This is a genomic window from Stenotrophomonas sp. BIGb0135, from assembly GCF_024810105.1.
Taxonomy (GTDB): Bacteria; Pseudomonadota; Gammaproteobacteria; order Xanthomonadales; family Xanthomonadaceae; genus Stenotrophomonas; species Stenotrophomonas maltophilia_AB.
On the sequence record NZ_JANUDX010000014.1, the window covers coordinates 22666 to 38035 of the forward strand.

A 15370-nucleotide genomic window follows, 5' to 3' on the forward strand; every position below is an offset into this window, starting at 1 on the left:
GGATCCTTAGCCGATCACGAACAGCGGCTGGTCGAATTCGACCGGCTGGCCGTTTTCGCCCAGGATGGCGACGATGGTGCCGGAGACATCGGCCTCGATCGGGTTGAACATTTTCATGGCTTCGATGATCGCCAGCGTTTCGCCGGCCTTCACCGCCTGGCCGACCGACACGAAGGCCGGCTTGTCCGGCGAGGACGAGGCATAGAACGTGCCGACCATCGGCGCGCGCAGCACGTGGCCGTCCGGCAGGGCGTTGCCCGGCTTGGCGGTGCCGCCGGTGGAGGCTTCGGTGGGCGACTGCATCGGCATCGCCGGGGCGGCCTGCTGGGCCGGGGCCGGGGCCATCATCATCTGCGGCTGGGCCTGGATCATGCCGTAGCCGGAGACCGGCGCGCGCGACAGGCGCACGGACTCTTCGCCTTCCTTGATTTCGATTTCGGCGAGGTTCGACTCTTCCAGCAGGTCGATCAGCTTCTTGATTTTGCGGAGATCCATAGAGGCCTCTTTAGCTCGTGGTGTCAGTGTGGTGGGAAGCGCGTTGCGCTCGGGTCAACGTAATTCGTAGAAAGTGCGCAGTTGGGCGATGCGATCGTTGGCAAGCGTGGTCAGGCAGCGCATCTGCGCGCCATTGCGCGAGGTGCCATCGGCGTTGAAGGCGTAGACCGCGTCGCAGTCGTGATTGCGCAGTTGGATCCAGGCACGCTGGGCCAGTACCAGTTGCTTCTCCGCCTCCGCGCAGTGGGTGCAGGCACCCTCGGCGGCCTGCGTGCGCAACTGCAGGCGCGCCTGGGCGTACACCGTGTTGAGTGCGGCGTCGGCTTCGCTGGCCACATCGGAGGCGCACAGGTCGCTCTCCATCGTGCCGCTGGGCTGCGCGCAATCGATGCCCTCGGCGCTGCGGTCGGCGGCCAGGGCGCCGCCGCACAGGCCGGCCCACAGCAACACGCTGGTCAAGGCACGCGGCAAGGTCGTCACGCGGCGGTGGCCGCCAGCCGGGTCAACGCCGCATCCATGGCATAGCGATAGCTGTCCGCGCCGAAGCCGCAGATCACCCCGACCGCCTTGTCGCTGAAGTAGCTGTGCTGGCGGAACGGCTCGCGTGCGTGCGGGTTGGACAGGTGGATCTCGATGAACGGCACGTCCACCGCGGCCAGCGCATCGCGCAGGGCCACCGAGGTGTGGGTGAACGCGGCGGGGTTGATCAGGATGAAGGCGGTGCCGTCTTCACGGGCGGCCTGCACGCGGTCCACCAGGATGTGTTCGGCGTTGGACTGCAGGTGCTCCACCACGTGCCCGGCGGCCTGCGCCTGGGCCAACAGGGCCTGGTCGATCTGCGCCAGCGTGGTGTGCCCATACACCCCCGGCTCGCGTGTGCCGAGCAGGTTGAGGTTGGGGCCATGCAGGACCAGCAGTTTCGCCATGGGGACCACGGAGCGGGAAAGGGCGAAGTCTGGCGGAACCTGCTGATCGTGTCCAGTTCGGCGAAGTTACGCGCGTTTCAATCGAACGTTTGAATTTTGGCCGGAATCCTTGTGCGAGCACTGCGCCTGCGTCGGACCCGCATCCGCCGGGGCACGTCAACGGTCCCCGGCAGACTGGCCGGAGACCGGCCACACCCTGCGTGCTGGACCGTGCCCAGAGCGCACTATCGGGATTGGTATTGGATACGTTATAACATCGCACCTTGTCGCCTTTCCCGCTGATTCCGTTCCCCATGACCCCCCATCGTCTTGCTGCCGCGCTTGCGGCCGCCACGCTTGCGCCGTGCGCCTACGCGCAGTCCGCCGATTCCGCCCTGACGCTTGGCACGGTCGATGTGCGCCAGCGCAGCGAGGGCCACCTCACTGCGCACCAGGTGCTGACGTCGGTGGACGTGCTGGGTGCCGACCGGATCGCGGACAGCAACGTGCAGCACAGCTGGGAGTTGCTGGGGCAGATGCCCGGCATCCAGCTCACCGAAACCCGCCAGGGCGCCGAGTCCGGCAAGGTCAGCTTCCGTGCGTTCAATGGCGAGGGCTACCTCAACGCCATCAAGACCCTGATCGACGGCGTGCCCAGCAACGTCAACAGCGGCAACCAGCGCTTCATCGACATGCTGTTCCCGCTGGAAATCAGCTACATCGAGGTGGTTCGCGGCACCAACGACCCACGCTACGGCCTGCACAACATCGGCGGCAACGTCAATTTCGGTACCCGCCAAGGCGGCAACTACACCGATGGCCGCCTTGCCTACGGCAGCGACGCCACCCGGGACGCGCAGCTGGCGATCGGGCGCGAGGCCAATGGCCTGGCGCAGAACTACTTCGTCGGCACCCAGGCATCGGGCGGCTATCGCGACCATGACACTTCGCGCAAGTACACGGTGGGCGGCAAGTGGTACTACGGCAACGTGGATGACGGCATGCGCATCGGGCTCACCGCTCGCGCCTACCACCACCAGGCCGAGGAGCCCGGCTTCATGACCGCCGCCGAACTTCAGGCCAATCGCCGCGGGTCGGCACGGCGCAACGCGAACGACGCTGATGACCGCCACATGCGCCAACTGGTGCTGCATGCCGATCTTCGGCTGGCCGATACCCTGTCCGCCGCCACCCGGATTTACTACAACCGCTACGAGGACGACCGCCAGGTCACCTTCAGCGACCTGCGCACCGGCAACGCGCCACGCCAACGCCGTGTCTGGGATGAAACGCAGGTGGGTATGCTGGGCACGCTCACCTGGCGCGCGCACGACACCTTCACCCTGGACGGCGGGATCAACTACGAGCACCAGGACAACGGCTACCTTCGCCAGCGCTTCAGCTACAGCGAACCGACGGATTTCAGCGCGCTGCCCGCACGCATCCAGAGCGACGACCGCCACACATTCGCCCATTGGGGCGCATACGCGCAGGCGATCTACCAGCCCGCCAACGCGCTGAAGATCGTGTCCGCCTACCGCGTGGACCGCTTCGACGGCCGCACCCACCTGCCCGGCGGCGTCAGCGGCCCGCTCCAGCGCTACGGCACCATCGGGCAGCCCAAGCTCAGCGTGGTGTATGCGCTGGGACCGACGACCAACGTCTACGCGAACTGGGGGCGCACCTTCCAGGTACTTACCGGATCGACCGCGCCGGCGTATCTCACCGCGGGGCAGGCGGCGGTGCAGCCGTCCACCAATACCGGCAAGGAGGCCGGCGTGAAGTTCGTGCCGTTCGCGGGCAGCCAGGCGCGTGTTGCGGTGTGGCAGCAGGACGCGGAGAACGAGATATCCAACATGCCCGCCACCGGTACCACCGTGGTACTTGGCCAGACCCGCCGCCGCGGGGTGGACCTGCAGGCCAGTGCGCCGCTGGGCGAGCGTTGGACGGTGTGGGCGTCGCACGCCTACCAGGAAGCGAAGATCACCCGCGATGGACGTAGCGGCGTGGTGTCGCTGCAGGGGCGCGAGGTGGCGGCGGTGCCGCGCCATATCAGCACCCTCGGGGTCGACTACCAGGCCACGGCGTCCCTGCAACTGGGCATGCAGGGCAGGGCGCAGGGCGACTATTACCTGGAGGAGCGCAACGTCGCAGGCAAGTACGGCGCATTCGCCGTGCTCGACCTGAGCGCACGCTATGCGATCAACCCGAGGTGGAGCGTGGACGTACAAGTGAAGAACGCCACGGGCCGGGAATACGCCTATGCGTGGTGGGACAGCTTCTTCTGGGACCAGCCGCAGGCCATGTTCTCACCCTCGGCCGGGCGCTCGGTGCACGTCGGGGTGAGCATGCGGCTTTGACGGGAAAGGGTCAGCCCCGTCCGTTACGCAGCCCTACTCATCCCGCTTCAGCCACGCGACCAGTGCCGAAAACGCGGGGGAGGGCTGCCGGCGGTTCGGGTAGTAAAGGTGGTAGCCGGGGAAGGGCACGCACCACTTGTCCAGCACGGCCACCAGCCTGCCCTGCGCAATGTACTCGGCGACCATCGGTTCCGGCGCGTAAGCCAGGCCCAGGCCGTCCAGTGCGGCATTGATGACGTGGGTCATGCTGTTGAAGACCAACGGTCCATCGCCGCGTACGGTGAACTCTTTGCCCTTCTCTTCGAACTCCCAGGCATAGATGGCACCGGTTGGGCGATGCCGGATGTGCACGCAGCGGTGTTGGGTAATGTCGGCGGGTTTCCTGGGCTTGGGATGTTTCTCGAAGTACCCGGGAGATCCAACCACCACCAGGCGCCAATCCGGCCCGACCCTGACCCCGATCATGTCCTTGCTCAGCGCCTCTCCGAGCCGGATGCCGGCGTCGAAGCGCTGTTCCACCACGTTGATGAAGCCGTAATCCACGTACAACTCAAGCGTGATGTCCGGGTACTCGGCCAGGAACCCGGCAAGCCGCGGACGGATGATCGTCTGCATGGAATCATCCGTGCAGGAGATCCGTAGCGTTCCGGCTGGCCGGTCGCGCAGGTCGCCCAGCGCTTCCACGCTGGCACCGATGGCCTCGAAGTGCGGCGCGATGGAGCGCATCAGGCGCTCGCCCGCCTCGGTGGGGGAAACGTTGCGCGTGGTCCGGGCCAGGAGGCGGATGCCCAGGCGTTCTTCCAGCAACCGCATCGAATGGCTCAGCGCAGAGGGCGTTACCCCAAGGCGAACGGCCGCCTTGGTGAAGCTCTGCTCCTGGGCCACGACCAGAAAGGCTTGCAGATCATGGGTCTTCACGGCGCTCATGGATCAATTGTGAGCTCAACTCAACAATGCATCAACTTTAAGCCGGCTTATCGGCGTAGCCGACGGGGCTTACCGTGGCGCCCTGAGTCCCCCAACCGAGGCCGCCCTCGCATGAAACCCACCACGTTGCTGCTGGCGCTGCTCGCCGGCCACCTCCTTCCGCTGGCCGCGTTTGCCGCTGATGTGCCGGTGGCGGCCCGTGCCACCGGGGCGGACAACTTCTACCGGAGCCCGACGGTGACGGGTGAGCGCGTCAGCTTCCACAACCAGTACCAGATGGAGGTGGTGGGCACGCTGTACCGCCCCCGGGGCCTGCCTCGCGGTAGCCGCGCCCCCGCCGTGGTGGTTGGGCACCCGATGGGCGCGGTGAAGGAGCAGAGCGCGCAACTTTACGCGCAGAAGCTGGCCGAGCAGGGCTTCGTCACGCTGGCGATCGATCTTTCCTTCTGGGGCGAGAGCGACGGTACCCCGCGGCACCTGGTGGCGCCGGAAATCTATTCGGACGACATCAGTGCGGCCGTGGACTTCCTGAGCACGCAGTCCTCCGTGGACCCGGATCGGATCGGCGGCCTGGGTATCTGCGGCAGCGGCAGCTTCGTGATCAGCGCCGCCAAGATCGACCCGCGCATCAAGGCCATTGCCACGGTGAGCATGTACGACATGGGGGCGGCGGCACGGCAGGGGCTGAACAACGGGCAGTCGCTGCAACAGCGCAAGAAGGTGATCCAGTCCGCAACCGACCAGCGTCTGGCCGAATTCAAGGGCGGGGCGCCCGTGTTCGTGCCCGGCACGGTGAACGAACTCGATGCTGACACGCCTGCCATCCAGCGCGAATTCTTCGACTTCTACCGCACCCCGCGCGGCGCCTACACGCCCAAGGGTGACACGGCCGAGCTGACGACCCAGCCGCTCTTCAGCAGCCTGGTCAAATTCATGAACTTCTATCCCTTCAACGACATTGAAACCATCTCGCCCCGGCCGATGTTGTTCATCTCCGGCGACGCCGCCCATTCCCGCGAGTTCAGCGAAGACGCCTACCGAAGGGCGGGGGAGCCCAAGGAGCTCTACTGGGTGAAGGGTGCGGGCCACGTGGACCTGTATGACCGCACCACCCTGATTCCCTTCGACAAATTGGCGACGTTCTTCCAGCGTGGCCTGGCAGGGAAATGAGCCGCACCGACGCCATTGCAGACCGCGCCAACTGGGGCGGCGTGCTCGCGATGACGCTGTGCGTCTTCGCGTTGATCGCCTCTGAATTCATGCCGGTGAGTCTGCTCACGCCCCTGGCGGCAGATCTGGGCGTGACCGAAGGTCTTGCCGGGTATGGCATTGCCATTTCGGGTGCGTTTGCGGTGCTGACCAGCCTGTCGATTTCCCGGTTGGCGGGCAGCATAGACCGACGAACGTTGCTGCTCACGCTTACCGCATTGATGGCGGTGTCGGGTGGGGTGGTAGCGTTGGCGCCGAACTATCCGGTCTACATGGCGGGCCGTGCGCTGGTCGGCGTGGTGATCGGTGGGTTCTGGTCGCTGTCTGCCGCTACGGCCATGCGGCTGGTGCCGGCTGCGAAGGTCCCGCGCGCCTTGGCGATATTCAACAGCGGCAACGCGCTGGCAACGGTAGTGGCGGCGCCATTGGGCAGCTACCTGGGCGGCATGATCGGATGGCGTGGCGCTTTCCTGTGCCTTCTGCCGGTGGCTGCCATCGCCTTGGCGTGGCAGTGGGTGTGCCTGCCCTCCATGGCCGCGGAGCGCCGGCAATCACATGGCGGGGTGATCGCGCTGTTGCGTCGGCGCGAGGTGGCGCTGGGCATGATTGCCTGCGGTGCCTTTTTCATGGGGCAGTTTGCCTTGTTCACCTATGTGCGACCGTTCCTGGAACGGGTGACCGGTGCAGGAACCGCGGCTGTTCCGCTGCTGCTGCTGGCCATCGGCGCAAGCGGCTTCGTGGGCACGCTTGCCATCGGCGCATTCATCAGACGTGGACTCTACCGCACGCTGGTGACCATACCCGCGTTGATGGCGTTGATTGCAGTGGCCCTGGTTCCGCTGGGCCCCCATCTTTGGCCGACCGCCGCGCTGCTCTCGGCATGGGGCCTGCTGGCCACCGCCGCACCGGTGGGATGGTGGAGCTGGCTGGCCCGCACGTTCACTGACAACGCAGAAGCCGGTGGGGGCCTGATGGTGGCGGTGGTGCAGTGCTCCATCGCGCTGGGATCTACCGTCGGCGGACTGCTGTTCGACAGCGTCGGCTTTGCCAGTACGTTCCTGGCCAGTGCAGGCCTGCTGCTGATTGCCGCGCTGCTCGCCCATGTCACGGCGGCCGGCGCCGCGCCCACGTCCGGGCCGGTGGTGGCCGTGGAGGCCGGGGGCTGATGAGGCGTCATACGTCGATCACGGGCAAGCCGCTCTCCCTGCTGCTTGCACTCGGGGCAGTAGCGGCATGCTCTGCCGCCCCCCATCATCACGACGTCGCAGACACGAAAGCAGCGTCCAACCCGGAGCTCCAGCCCATGAAGATTCGACTGATCATCGACGATCAGACCCTGTCGGCGGCCATGGAAGACAGTATCCCCGCACGCGAGTTCATCGCCCAGTTGCCCCTGACACTGCAGCTTGAGGACTACGCCGCCACCGAAAAAATCGCACCGCTTCCGCGCCGTCTCAGCGTGGCGGGCGAGCCGGAGGGAATGACGCCGGTGGCAGGCGACATCGCCTTTTATGCGCCGTGGGGGAACCTGGCGATTTTCCACAGGCCCTTTGGCTACTCGAAGGGACTGATACGACTGGGTCGAATCGAAGGAGGACTGCAGGTCCTTCGCACGGAAGGTCCGGTAGAGGTCCGCATTGAGTCCGATCAGCCGTAGGTCGCCTACGCGGTACACCACAATGATGAAGGCTTCGACGGAGTACGTCACCGCCCAGTTCGCGTGCAGGCGTGGGGTACGCCCCTCCAGGGGGGAGAAGGTGACCGATGTCCAGTACCAAGGCGATTGACTGGACGTGGCGGTCAAGATGTCTCGTCGGTCTGATGGGTGCGGCGATGCTCGCCTCCGCTCGGGGACAGACGGCGTTCGTACATGAAGGAGCAACGATGACTGTTGAATCAAACGGGGTTTCTGCCAACGAACTGGATTCCCTCCAGTACGGCATTATTCCGATCAGCGCCTTCGCCGCGGCCGGCAACATGGCGGGCCTGCGGGAGGCGTTGAATCAAGGCCTGGATGCGGGCGTGAGCCTGGCTGAAGCGCGGGAGATCCTCGTGCAGGTCTATCCCTATGCGGGCTTTCCGCGCAGCCTGAACGCGCTGAGCGAACTGATGCAGGTGGCGGAGTCGCGCAGGCGGCGGGGCATCCTGGATGAAGCCGGCCGCGAGCCCGGCAGGCCGATTCCGAAAGGCGACGCCTTGCTCGCTGCAGGTACCGCGAATCAGACCCGGCTGGCTGGCGGTCCGGTGTCAGGGCCGTTGTTCGATTTCGCACCGCAGGCAAATGAATATCTGCGTACGCACCTGTTCGGCGACATCTTCGAGCGCGACAACCTTGATTGGCAAAGCCGCGAGGTGGCCACCGTCAGCATGCTGGCTGCCCTGTCCGGCGTGGAACCTCAGTTGTACGCCCACATCGGCATCAGCATGAACATAGGGCTACGCCCAGAGCAGCTCTACACGCTGGCCGATGTACTCGAAGCGCGCTTCGGCCGGGAGGCTGCCGAGCGTGTGCGCGTCGGCATTCAACGCCAGCGCGAGGCCCGGCAGGAATGATGTCCAGGAAGATCGCCTTGTCGAGTGGCACAGGCACATTGGAGGGTGGATTGAACAAGATGATCATCGGAACGCTGTTCGGCATGGCGGCATGCTCCTTCAGTGTTGGCGCGGAGGAGGCACAGATGACGAGGCTGTCAAAGATCACCGTCAGTGCAGAGCACCTGCCCGCCTATCGGGATGCCCTGGCTGAAGAGGTTCGCGCCTCGATGGACCTTGAGCCAGGCGTGCTGTCGCTGTATGCGGTCTTCGACAAGGAAGATCCGACCCGGCTGACAATCCTTGAAATCTATGCGAGTCGGCAGGCATACGAACAGCATGTGAAGAGTCCGCATTTCCTCAGGTACAAGAACGGCACGCTACATATGGTCACGTCGCTGGAGTTGGTTGATGTTGACCCTCTTCTGCCGGCGCTGAAGATCAAGTAGTAGGGAACCTGGCAGCGCATGCGTGTGATACGCGAAGGACTCTCTTTCAATTGCGGCATTCCGCCGTCAGTACGTCGGCGCGGCAGTCCTGCATTGGCCGATCTGCTGAAAGTGATCGGAGTCCGCTGATGGCCGGAAGTGGTCACTCGGTGAGGGTCGTCGGCCGCGCCTTGGCGGTCGAGCGCAGCGTCGAGCAGCAACCGGGCATATACTCGCCTCCACCACGATCCAGCTTGGATTACAGCCCCATGCGTTTCACTGCAGCCGCCGGTTCTCTTGTCGTTTTACTGACCATGTCGTCCACCGTATCGGTATCTGCGGCGGAAACTGACATATTCGGCATCAAGTTAGGGGCACAACTAACGCTGCCTGTTTGCGAACTATCCTCACCCGCTCCAGCTTCCCGCAGGAGCAACGTCGGATTGGGGGCGAGGGCGTTCAACAAGCTGACGGCCCCGCCGCCGGAGCCGCTGAAAGCCATGCCACCGGCAACAGGGTTGTGCGTCGCGCCCGGCACGACGAACATGGCCGTAGGCAATACCGAGTTCGCGCCAGGCGAATACGGTTACCTGGTCTTCGCCACGGCTGAGGCACCGGCGTGGGTTGCGCCGATCGGCATGTCGATCGGCGCGGGCGCAGGCGACGCTTTTTCCCTGGAAGGTGCGGGCGGCCTGGTGTTGCTGCGCAACGGGCGCGTGATCGCCCTGCGCTTCAATACCATGGGGTTCGAGGCCGAGCCGCGCGTGATGGAGCTGCTGAAGCGCAAGTTCGGTTCGCCCGGTTCGCAGAGGGCCGTGACCTGGAACAACGACCTGGGCGGCAGTCGCGATTCGATTTCCGCGCAATGGCGCAAGCCCGATTTCTTCGCGGATTATTCTTCGGTCGTGCAAACGCAGGCTATGCGAGCGCAAGGGCTCTCTGGCGGGATCGGGTTCCTCAACATCGGCAATGAGCTAGGGCGGCAAGTGTTGCAACCTGCTGCCAGCAAGGAAGCGGAATTCTAGGAAACCGACGACCTTGCGGGAGGCAGTGGTTGGATCCCGGCCAGCGCCTTGAGGCCTTGGGAGGAATGCCCTTGTAGGCGAAGGTGATGGCCTGAACATGTCCGCTCCTGGCCGGAAGCGGACACGGACGAAATGGGCGTCAGAAGGGATCAATCGGTGCGCAGTGGTCTGCCTGGCCATCACTCTGACGCGGGTTCTGCACAGCGTTCGCTCACCACGGCACCCTCAATGAAGCTTTCGACCGCCGCTACAAAGCAGCGTGGAGCCACCAATGCGAGCAGATGGGCGCCGCGGTCCACTGTGTGGAACGTGACAGGCCCCGACCCGGCAAGCGTGGCAGCGTGTTCTACGGCACCGGCGTACGCGGTATTCGGGTCCAGGGTCCCCTGCATTACCAGGGTTCGCGGAAGGGTGCGCGGACTCTTTCCGAACCATGCATCACGTGGGTAGCGCGGAACACTGCCATTCACCAGCAGGCCGGGAATGGGGCTGGCGAACAGCGCGTGCCTGGCCTCTTCATTGACAGTGGCCAGGCTCAGCTCCGGACGAGCGTTGTTCTCCGAGGCGGCAATGAGCATCACCAGCGGCAAGGCCGGCTGATTGTTTCCACCCTGTCCCAGTTGCGCCAGCGCAATGTTCCAATCGTTTGCCGTGGCAACCAGCGACCGGGCATCGCCAGCGGAAAGATCCTGCACGATCTTCGGGATTCGATCGCGCAGCGCAGGGAAGCTCAGCAGCGCGGCGAAAAATCGGCGCACATCGCCGCCCGGCACCTCTCTCTGCCAAGCAGCATCCTTCGCCGCCAGCAGCGTTCGATAGCGAACGAGGCTACCTTCGTCCATGCTCTCCCGGCCTACCTGGTCGACAAGCGCTGTGCGCCGGCTGAGATCGAACTTTTCAGTGGTTTCCGGCGGCACCAGTCCGTCAAGAATGAGGCCATCCACGTCAAGCTCGTTGACCTGGAGCGCGCGCAGCGCCAGTTGGGTGCCGTAAGAAACGCCATACAGCAACACCTGACCGCCGCGATCCCCGTCCGACATCAGGATGCCAAGGTCCTGAGCGGCCTCGGTAATAGAGAAGGCCGACGTCCGCTGCAGGTTGGCGTACATAGACCCGATGCAGGGTCCCCATTCCGTTCCTGCCAGCCCCCTGCCTTCCGGGCTTTCAGGTGACTCCTGGACGGGACAGATCCGCGAAGATCGGCCTGTACCCCGGTGGTCGGGAATCACAAGATCGAATCCGGGAAATGCACGCTGGTAAGTCTGGATCAGGGGATACAGGGATGCCCCTGACTCACCAGGGCCGCCGGAGAGCAGCCAGACTTCGCCTCGTCTGGCATGGTCGGCGCTGGCCGGTATGCGCCGCAGAAACAACGATATGTGCTCGCCTGATGGGTCAGCATGGCGCAGTGGCACATCGACAGAGGCGCACTGCGATCCGCGTAATGCGGGTGATGCGTCATCCTCGCAGGCTTGCGCCTTCGGTGCAGACGCGTTGGCACCCAAGGGTGCGACCAGAAGCAACACCGCCCACAGCACACTGCGACACATCGGCCATCCTCGAGCGTGATTGAGCAGCTAGGATGAACTGGCTGCGGAATCGAGACGAATGCCGGAAGTAATCCTGGTCTGCCGTCTTTGTCTGCTTCTGGCCGGAAGCGGACATGCGCCCGCTTTGCCGCACGGACCAATGGCGAATGCCGGGCGTGCCTGGCTAGCTACCCCGCTTAAGAAGCTCCCTATTGAAGATCGCTCGACGATCTACGCCTGCTGGACAACGCCAAGTCGAGGCACGGCATATATACCCTCCATGCATTAGTGATATGCACTTACGCTCTTCTTCCGGCATGGTCCCGAGGGTAGATTTCCCTGACAATCTGTCACGGAGTGACCCATGCACACTCGCACCCGCCGCCGCACTCTGGTGCCTTGCGTCCCCTCCACGCTGATCTGGATAGCGGTTTCCCTTTGCACCGCGACTGCCATGGCAAACGAGCCACTGCAGATCGATGCGCAAGGAAGCTTTCTCGCGGGTGGCATGGAAAAGACGGAACCTGGCACGTTCGATCCGTTGAAGCCCTCTGATCCGAATGGCCAGAGCTACCACGGTGATCACGTCTATGCCTTCTACCAGAAGCCGGTCAACGCGCGTCCGCTGCCGATCGTGATGTGGCATGGTGCGGGCCAGTCATCCAGGAGTTGGGAAACGACTGCCGATGGACGCGAGGGCTTCCAGAACCTGTTCCTGCGTCGTCGCTTCACTACCTATTTGATCGATCAGCCAAGGCGGGGCAAAGCTGGCCGAAGCATGGTCGAGTCCACGATGAAGCCGGTGGCAGACGACCAGATGTGGTTCAACCAGTTCCGAATCGGACTCTGGCCGAAATACTTCAACGGTAGCCAGTTCCCGAAAGGGGACGCCTCGCTTGATCAGTTTTTCCGTTCGGTCACGCCGAACACTGGGCCGTTCGACCTCGATGTAGTCTCTGACGGGGTAGCTGCCGTGCTCCAGAAGACAGGGCCTGCAATCCTGTTTACCCACTCGCAGGCCGGAGGCCCCGGCTGGATGACGGCGATAAAGAGCCCGAACGTTCGCGCAATCGTCGCGTTCGAGCCTGGCAGCAGCTTCGTATTTGCAAAGGACGATGCGCCGGCGCCGATTCCCAGTGCATTCGATACCGTCGCACCTGCCGTGGTGTCGTCTGAAAATTTCAAGGCGCTGACGCGGATTCCCATTCTGGTGCTGTATGGCGACAACATTCCTGAAAAGCCCGTTGACCTGCCCGCGCAGGACAGTTGGCGGGCACGGTTGGAAATGGCGCGCGCCTGGCGCGATGCGGTCAATCGGCAGGGCGGAGACGTCACCCTGATCCATTTGCCGGACATCGGCATCCGTGGCAACAGCCACTTCTTGTTCTCGGACCTCAACAACGTCCAGATCGCCGATCTGGTGAGTGAGTTCCTGGCGAAAAAGAATCTGGATCAGTGATCCGGACTATCTGGTGCAGTGATCGCACCATGAAGGGCGTGCGGCGCGATGGGTGCCGCGTCGCTCGCCCATCCATAATTCATATCATTCATGCATGAGTGATATCCGGCTGATGCTCTAACTCTATGAGTGCACGGCGGTTAGTTTTACTCCTGATCCCGCCAGCCCGGGCGCGCCATAGGGCACCGGCAGGGGTTACCTCCAGACTGGGAGCAGTTGAATGAAGCACATCGTGCACGCCACGCTGTTGGCGATGTCCCTTGGCTTGTCGGCAGGCGACGCGTCCGCAGCCGACTACAAGCTCAACCCCTTCAAATTGGCCTACGAAGGTGCGGTCACGCGGAATGTTCCCAGCGAGGTCAATGTCCACTCGGTGACCTATTCGCTGAATGGAATCGAGATCGCGGCAAACTTCTACACGCCGGCCAACTTTGACGCCGCGCGGAAATACCCGACCATCGTGGTGGCCCATCCCAACGGTGGGGTGAAAGAGCAGGTGGCCGGCCTGTACGCGCAGCGCTTGGCCGAGCATGGCTATATCGCCATTACTGCTGACGCGGCATATCAAGGTGCCAGCGGTGGCCAGCCGCGCAGCGTGGACACTCCTTCCCACCGCATCGAAGACATCCACGGCATGGCCGACTTCATCAGTCGATTCCCGTGGGTCGACACCACGCGCCTGGGCTTGCTGGGCATCTGTGGCGGCGGCGGCTATTCGCTGGCGGCCGCGCAGACCGACAAGCGGTTCGTGGCCGTAGCCACGATCAGCATGTTCAACTCTGGCCGCGTACGCCGCAACGGCTACGGCGACTCGCAGCTCGACACGATCCAGCAGCGCCTGCAGCAGGCCTCGAAAGCGCGAGCACAGCAAGCTGCCGGCGGCGAAGTGCTGTACTCCGGCGACGCCAACCTCACCGACGAGCAGATCGCCGAACTTCCGTTCGATCTGTATCGCCAGGGCTATGAGTACTACTGGAAGACGCATGCCCACCCCAACTCCACCTTCCGCTACACCACCAGCAGCCTGCTTGAGCTGATGCGTTGGGACGCCACCGACCAGATAGCGCTCATCAACCAGCCGCTGCTGATGATTGCCGGCAGCAAGGCTGACAGCCTTTACATGACCCGGGACGCCTTCGCCAAAGCGACCGGCACCACCGACAAACAGCTGGTGCTGCTGGACGGCGCGACGCATATCGAGACTTACTGGGTGCCGAAATACGTGGATGCCGCCATCGCCTCGCTGGCCACGTTCTACGGCCGGACGCTTGCGCCATGAGCACGCCTCGCGCATCAACCGCGCAGACCGCGCTGCTCGGCGCGGCACTGAGCGTGGCGGCACCGTTCGCTGGCGCGGTCGAACCACCCACGCAGCAGATCACCCGAGCGGGAACGCAGTCGTCTGTTGCCGGTCCGGCAGCGACCTTCGTCGGCAAGGTGCGGGTAGATCCGCTGTTCCCGGCGGACGAGGAGGTGCAAGCGTCCTCCGCATACGTCAGCTTTGCGCCGGGCGCGCGCTCGGCCTGGCACACTCACCCCTCCGGTCAGCGACTGGTGGTTACCTCCGGCGTTGGGCTGACCCAGGAATGGGGCAGGCCGGCGCGGCAGATACATGCCGGGGACGTGGTGGTGTGTCCTGCGGGAGTCAAGCATTGGCACGGCGCCGCGCCGCATAGCGCGATGACTCACCTCGCAGTAACCGGTGTGGAAGATGGCAAATCGGTTGCCTGGCTTGAGCAGGTCAGCGATGACGAGTATCGCGAGGCGTCAGCGGGCATTGACGCCCCCGTTGCCGGTCCGCTGTCGCCGAGGCAGCAGGCGATCCCGCTGCTTGCAGCCGCCGCAGCCAGCAGCGATATGCCGCAGCTCAATGCCGCGTTGCGCCGGGGACTGGACGCTGGCCTGACGCTGAGTGAGACGAAGGAAGTGCTCGTGCAGCTGTATGCCTATGCGGGGTTCCCGAAGAGCCTCAACGCCCTGGGCGAGCTGATGAACGTAGTGCGCGAACGTGAGGCGCAGGGCATCGCGACCGCGCCTGGGCGCCCGCCCACCGGGAAGGTCCCCGTGGGCGATGCGCTTCGCGCGGTAGGCACCGCCAACCAGACCCGGATCTCCGGTGCCCCGGTGACCGGGCCGGTCATGGACTTCGCCCCCATCATCAACCAGTACCTGCAGACGCACCTGTTCGGCGACATCTTCGAGCGCGACAACCTGGACTGGCAGAGCCGCGAACTGGCAACGGTGGGCGCGCTGGCAGTGATGCCGGGCGTGGAGGCGCAGTTGCGCTCGCACATGGCGGCCAGCCAGCGCGTCGGCCTCAGCCGCGCACAGTTGCAGCACCTGGCCCAACTGCTGGCTCACAGCGGCTACGCCGCCGCATCCGCGCGCGCGGTGCAGGCACTGGAACAGACCCCGGCACCGGGGCCCTGACAGCGCCCCACATGGAGACCCCAATGAATACCCTGCCCACCAACGCCCAACGCCGCTCCCTGCTGAAGGGC

At 64.4% G+C, this 15370-nt stretch carries 15 protein-coding genes; 10 read left to right on the forward strand and 5 right to left on the reverse strand.

Features of this window, described 5'->3' with window-relative positions:
- Window positions 1-6: 6 nt before the first annotated feature.
- From accB to aroQ, 3 genes are read right to left on the reverse strand one after another with little or no spacing between them, the layout of a single operon-like run.
- Window positions 7-495 carry an acetyl-CoA carboxylase biotin carboxyl carrier protein gene (gene accB, locus M2421_RS19940; RefSeq protein ID WP_259210073.1) on the reverse strand — a complete coding sequence of 163 codons (489 nt, stop codon included), beginning with the start codon at window positions 493-495 and terminating at the stop codon, window positions 7-9.
- A 54-nt stretch (window positions 496-549) separates the two neighbouring features.
- Window positions 550-975, reverse strand: a complete 426-nt coding sequence (locus M2421_RS19945; RefSeq protein WP_259210075.1) for a lysozyme inhibitor LprI family protein — start codon at window positions 973-975, stop codon at window positions 550-552.
- Window positions 972-1421 (reverse strand): type II 3-dehydroquinate dehydratase, encoded by a 450-nt coding sequence (gene aroQ, locus M2421_RS19950; RefSeq protein WP_259210076.1) that lies wholly within the window; start codon window positions 1419-1421, stop codon window positions 972-974. Before aroQ ends, M2421_RS19945 begins: the two co-directional genes overlap by 4 nt.
- Before the next feature lie 293 nt (window positions 1422-1714).
- Here aroQ and M2421_RS19955 point away from each other — a divergent pair, with 293 nt between their 5' ends.
- On the forward strand, window positions 1715-3760 hold the full coding sequence (locus M2421_RS19955; RefSeq protein ID WP_259210077.1) for a TonB-dependent receptor: 2046 nt from the start codon (window positions 1715-1717) through the stop codon (window positions 3758-3760).
- A 33-nt stretch (window positions 3761-3793) separates the two neighbouring features.
- On the opposite strand, the gene M2421_RS19960 is transcribed toward M2421_RS19955, so the two are convergent.
- Entirely contained in the window at window positions 3794-4687 is an 894-nt protein-coding gene (locus M2421_RS19960; RefSeq protein WP_259210078.1) for a LysR family transcriptional regulator, read from the reverse strand.
- A gap of 111 nt (window positions 4688-4798) precedes the next feature.
- On the opposite strand from M2421_RS19960, the gene M2421_RS19965 reads away from it, so the two are divergent.
- The 6 genes from M2421_RS19965 (at window position 4799) to M2421_RS19990 (ending at window position 9881) form a co-directional block, all read left to right on the forward strand.
- Window positions 4799-5857: an alpha/beta hydrolase gene (locus M2421_RS19965; RefSeq protein WP_259210079.1), complete on the forward strand. Its 1059-nt coding sequence runs from the start codon at window positions 4799-4801 to the stop codon at window positions 5855-5857.
- A complete protein-coding gene (locus tag M2421_RS19970; RefSeq protein ID WP_259210080.1) occupies window positions 5854-7062 on the forward strand; it encodes an MFS transporter in 1209 nt (402 codons plus the stop codon). Before M2421_RS19965 ends, M2421_RS19970 begins: the two co-directional genes overlap by 4 nt.
- 137 nt (window positions 7063-7199) lie before the next feature.
- On the forward strand, window positions 7200-7553 hold the full coding sequence (locus M2421_RS19975; RefSeq protein WP_259210082.1) for a cyclophilin-like fold protein: 354 nt from the start codon (window positions 7200-7202) through the stop codon (window positions 7551-7553).
- A 227-nt stretch (window positions 7554-7780) separates the two neighbouring features.
- Window positions 7781-8449, forward strand: a complete 669-nt coding sequence (locus M2421_RS19980) for a carboxymuconolactone decarboxylase family protein (RefSeq protein WP_259210083.1) — start codon at window positions 7781-7783, stop codon at window positions 8447-8449.
- A 59-nt stretch (window positions 8450-8508) separates the two neighbouring features.
- Window positions 8509-8877: an antibiotic biosynthesis monooxygenase family protein gene (locus M2421_RS19985; protein ID WP_259210159.1), complete on the forward strand. Its 369-nt coding sequence runs from the start codon at window positions 8509-8511 to the stop codon at window positions 8875-8877.
- Between the two features lie 248 nt (window positions 8878-9125).
- Window positions 9126-9881 carry a hypothetical protein gene (locus M2421_RS19990; protein WP_259210084.1) on the forward strand — a complete coding sequence of 252 codons (756 nt, stop codon included), beginning with the start codon at window positions 9126-9128 and terminating at the stop codon, window positions 9879-9881.
- Window positions 9882-10060: 179 nt separating this feature from the next.
- Here the strand turns inward: M2421_RS19990 and M2421_RS19995 are convergent, their stop codons facing one another.
- Window positions 10061-11431 (reverse strand): alpha/beta hydrolase, encoded by a 1371-nt coding sequence (locus M2421_RS19995; protein ID WP_259210085.1) that lies wholly within the window; start codon window positions 11429-11431, stop codon window positions 10061-10063.
- Window positions 11432-11774: 343 nt separating this feature from the next.
- On the opposite strand from M2421_RS19995, the gene M2421_RS20000 reads away from it, so the two are divergent.
- The 3 genes from M2421_RS20000 to M2421_RS20010 all read left to right on the forward strand — a co-directional run bounded on the left by M2421_RS20000 (window position 11775) and on the right by M2421_RS20010 (window position 15299).
- The gene (locus M2421_RS20000; RefSeq protein ID WP_259210086.1) at window positions 11775-12869 is read left to right on the forward strand and encodes an alpha/beta fold hydrolase; all 1095 of its coding nucleotides are present in this window, start codon (window positions 11775-11777) and stop codon (window positions 12867-12869) included.
- Between the two features lie 220 nt (window positions 12870-13089).
- Window positions 13090-14148, forward strand: a complete 1059-nt coding sequence (locus M2421_RS20005) for an alpha/beta hydrolase (protein ID WP_259210087.1) — start codon at window positions 13090-13092, stop codon at window positions 14146-14148.
- A complete protein-coding gene (locus M2421_RS20010) occupies window positions 14145-15299 on the forward strand; it encodes a carboxymuconolactone decarboxylase family protein (RefSeq protein ID WP_259210088.1) in 1155 nt (384 codons plus the stop codon). The genes M2421_RS20005 and M2421_RS20010 overlap by 4 nt, the downstream gene beginning before the upstream one ends.
- Window positions 15300-15370 lie beyond the last annotated feature (71 nt).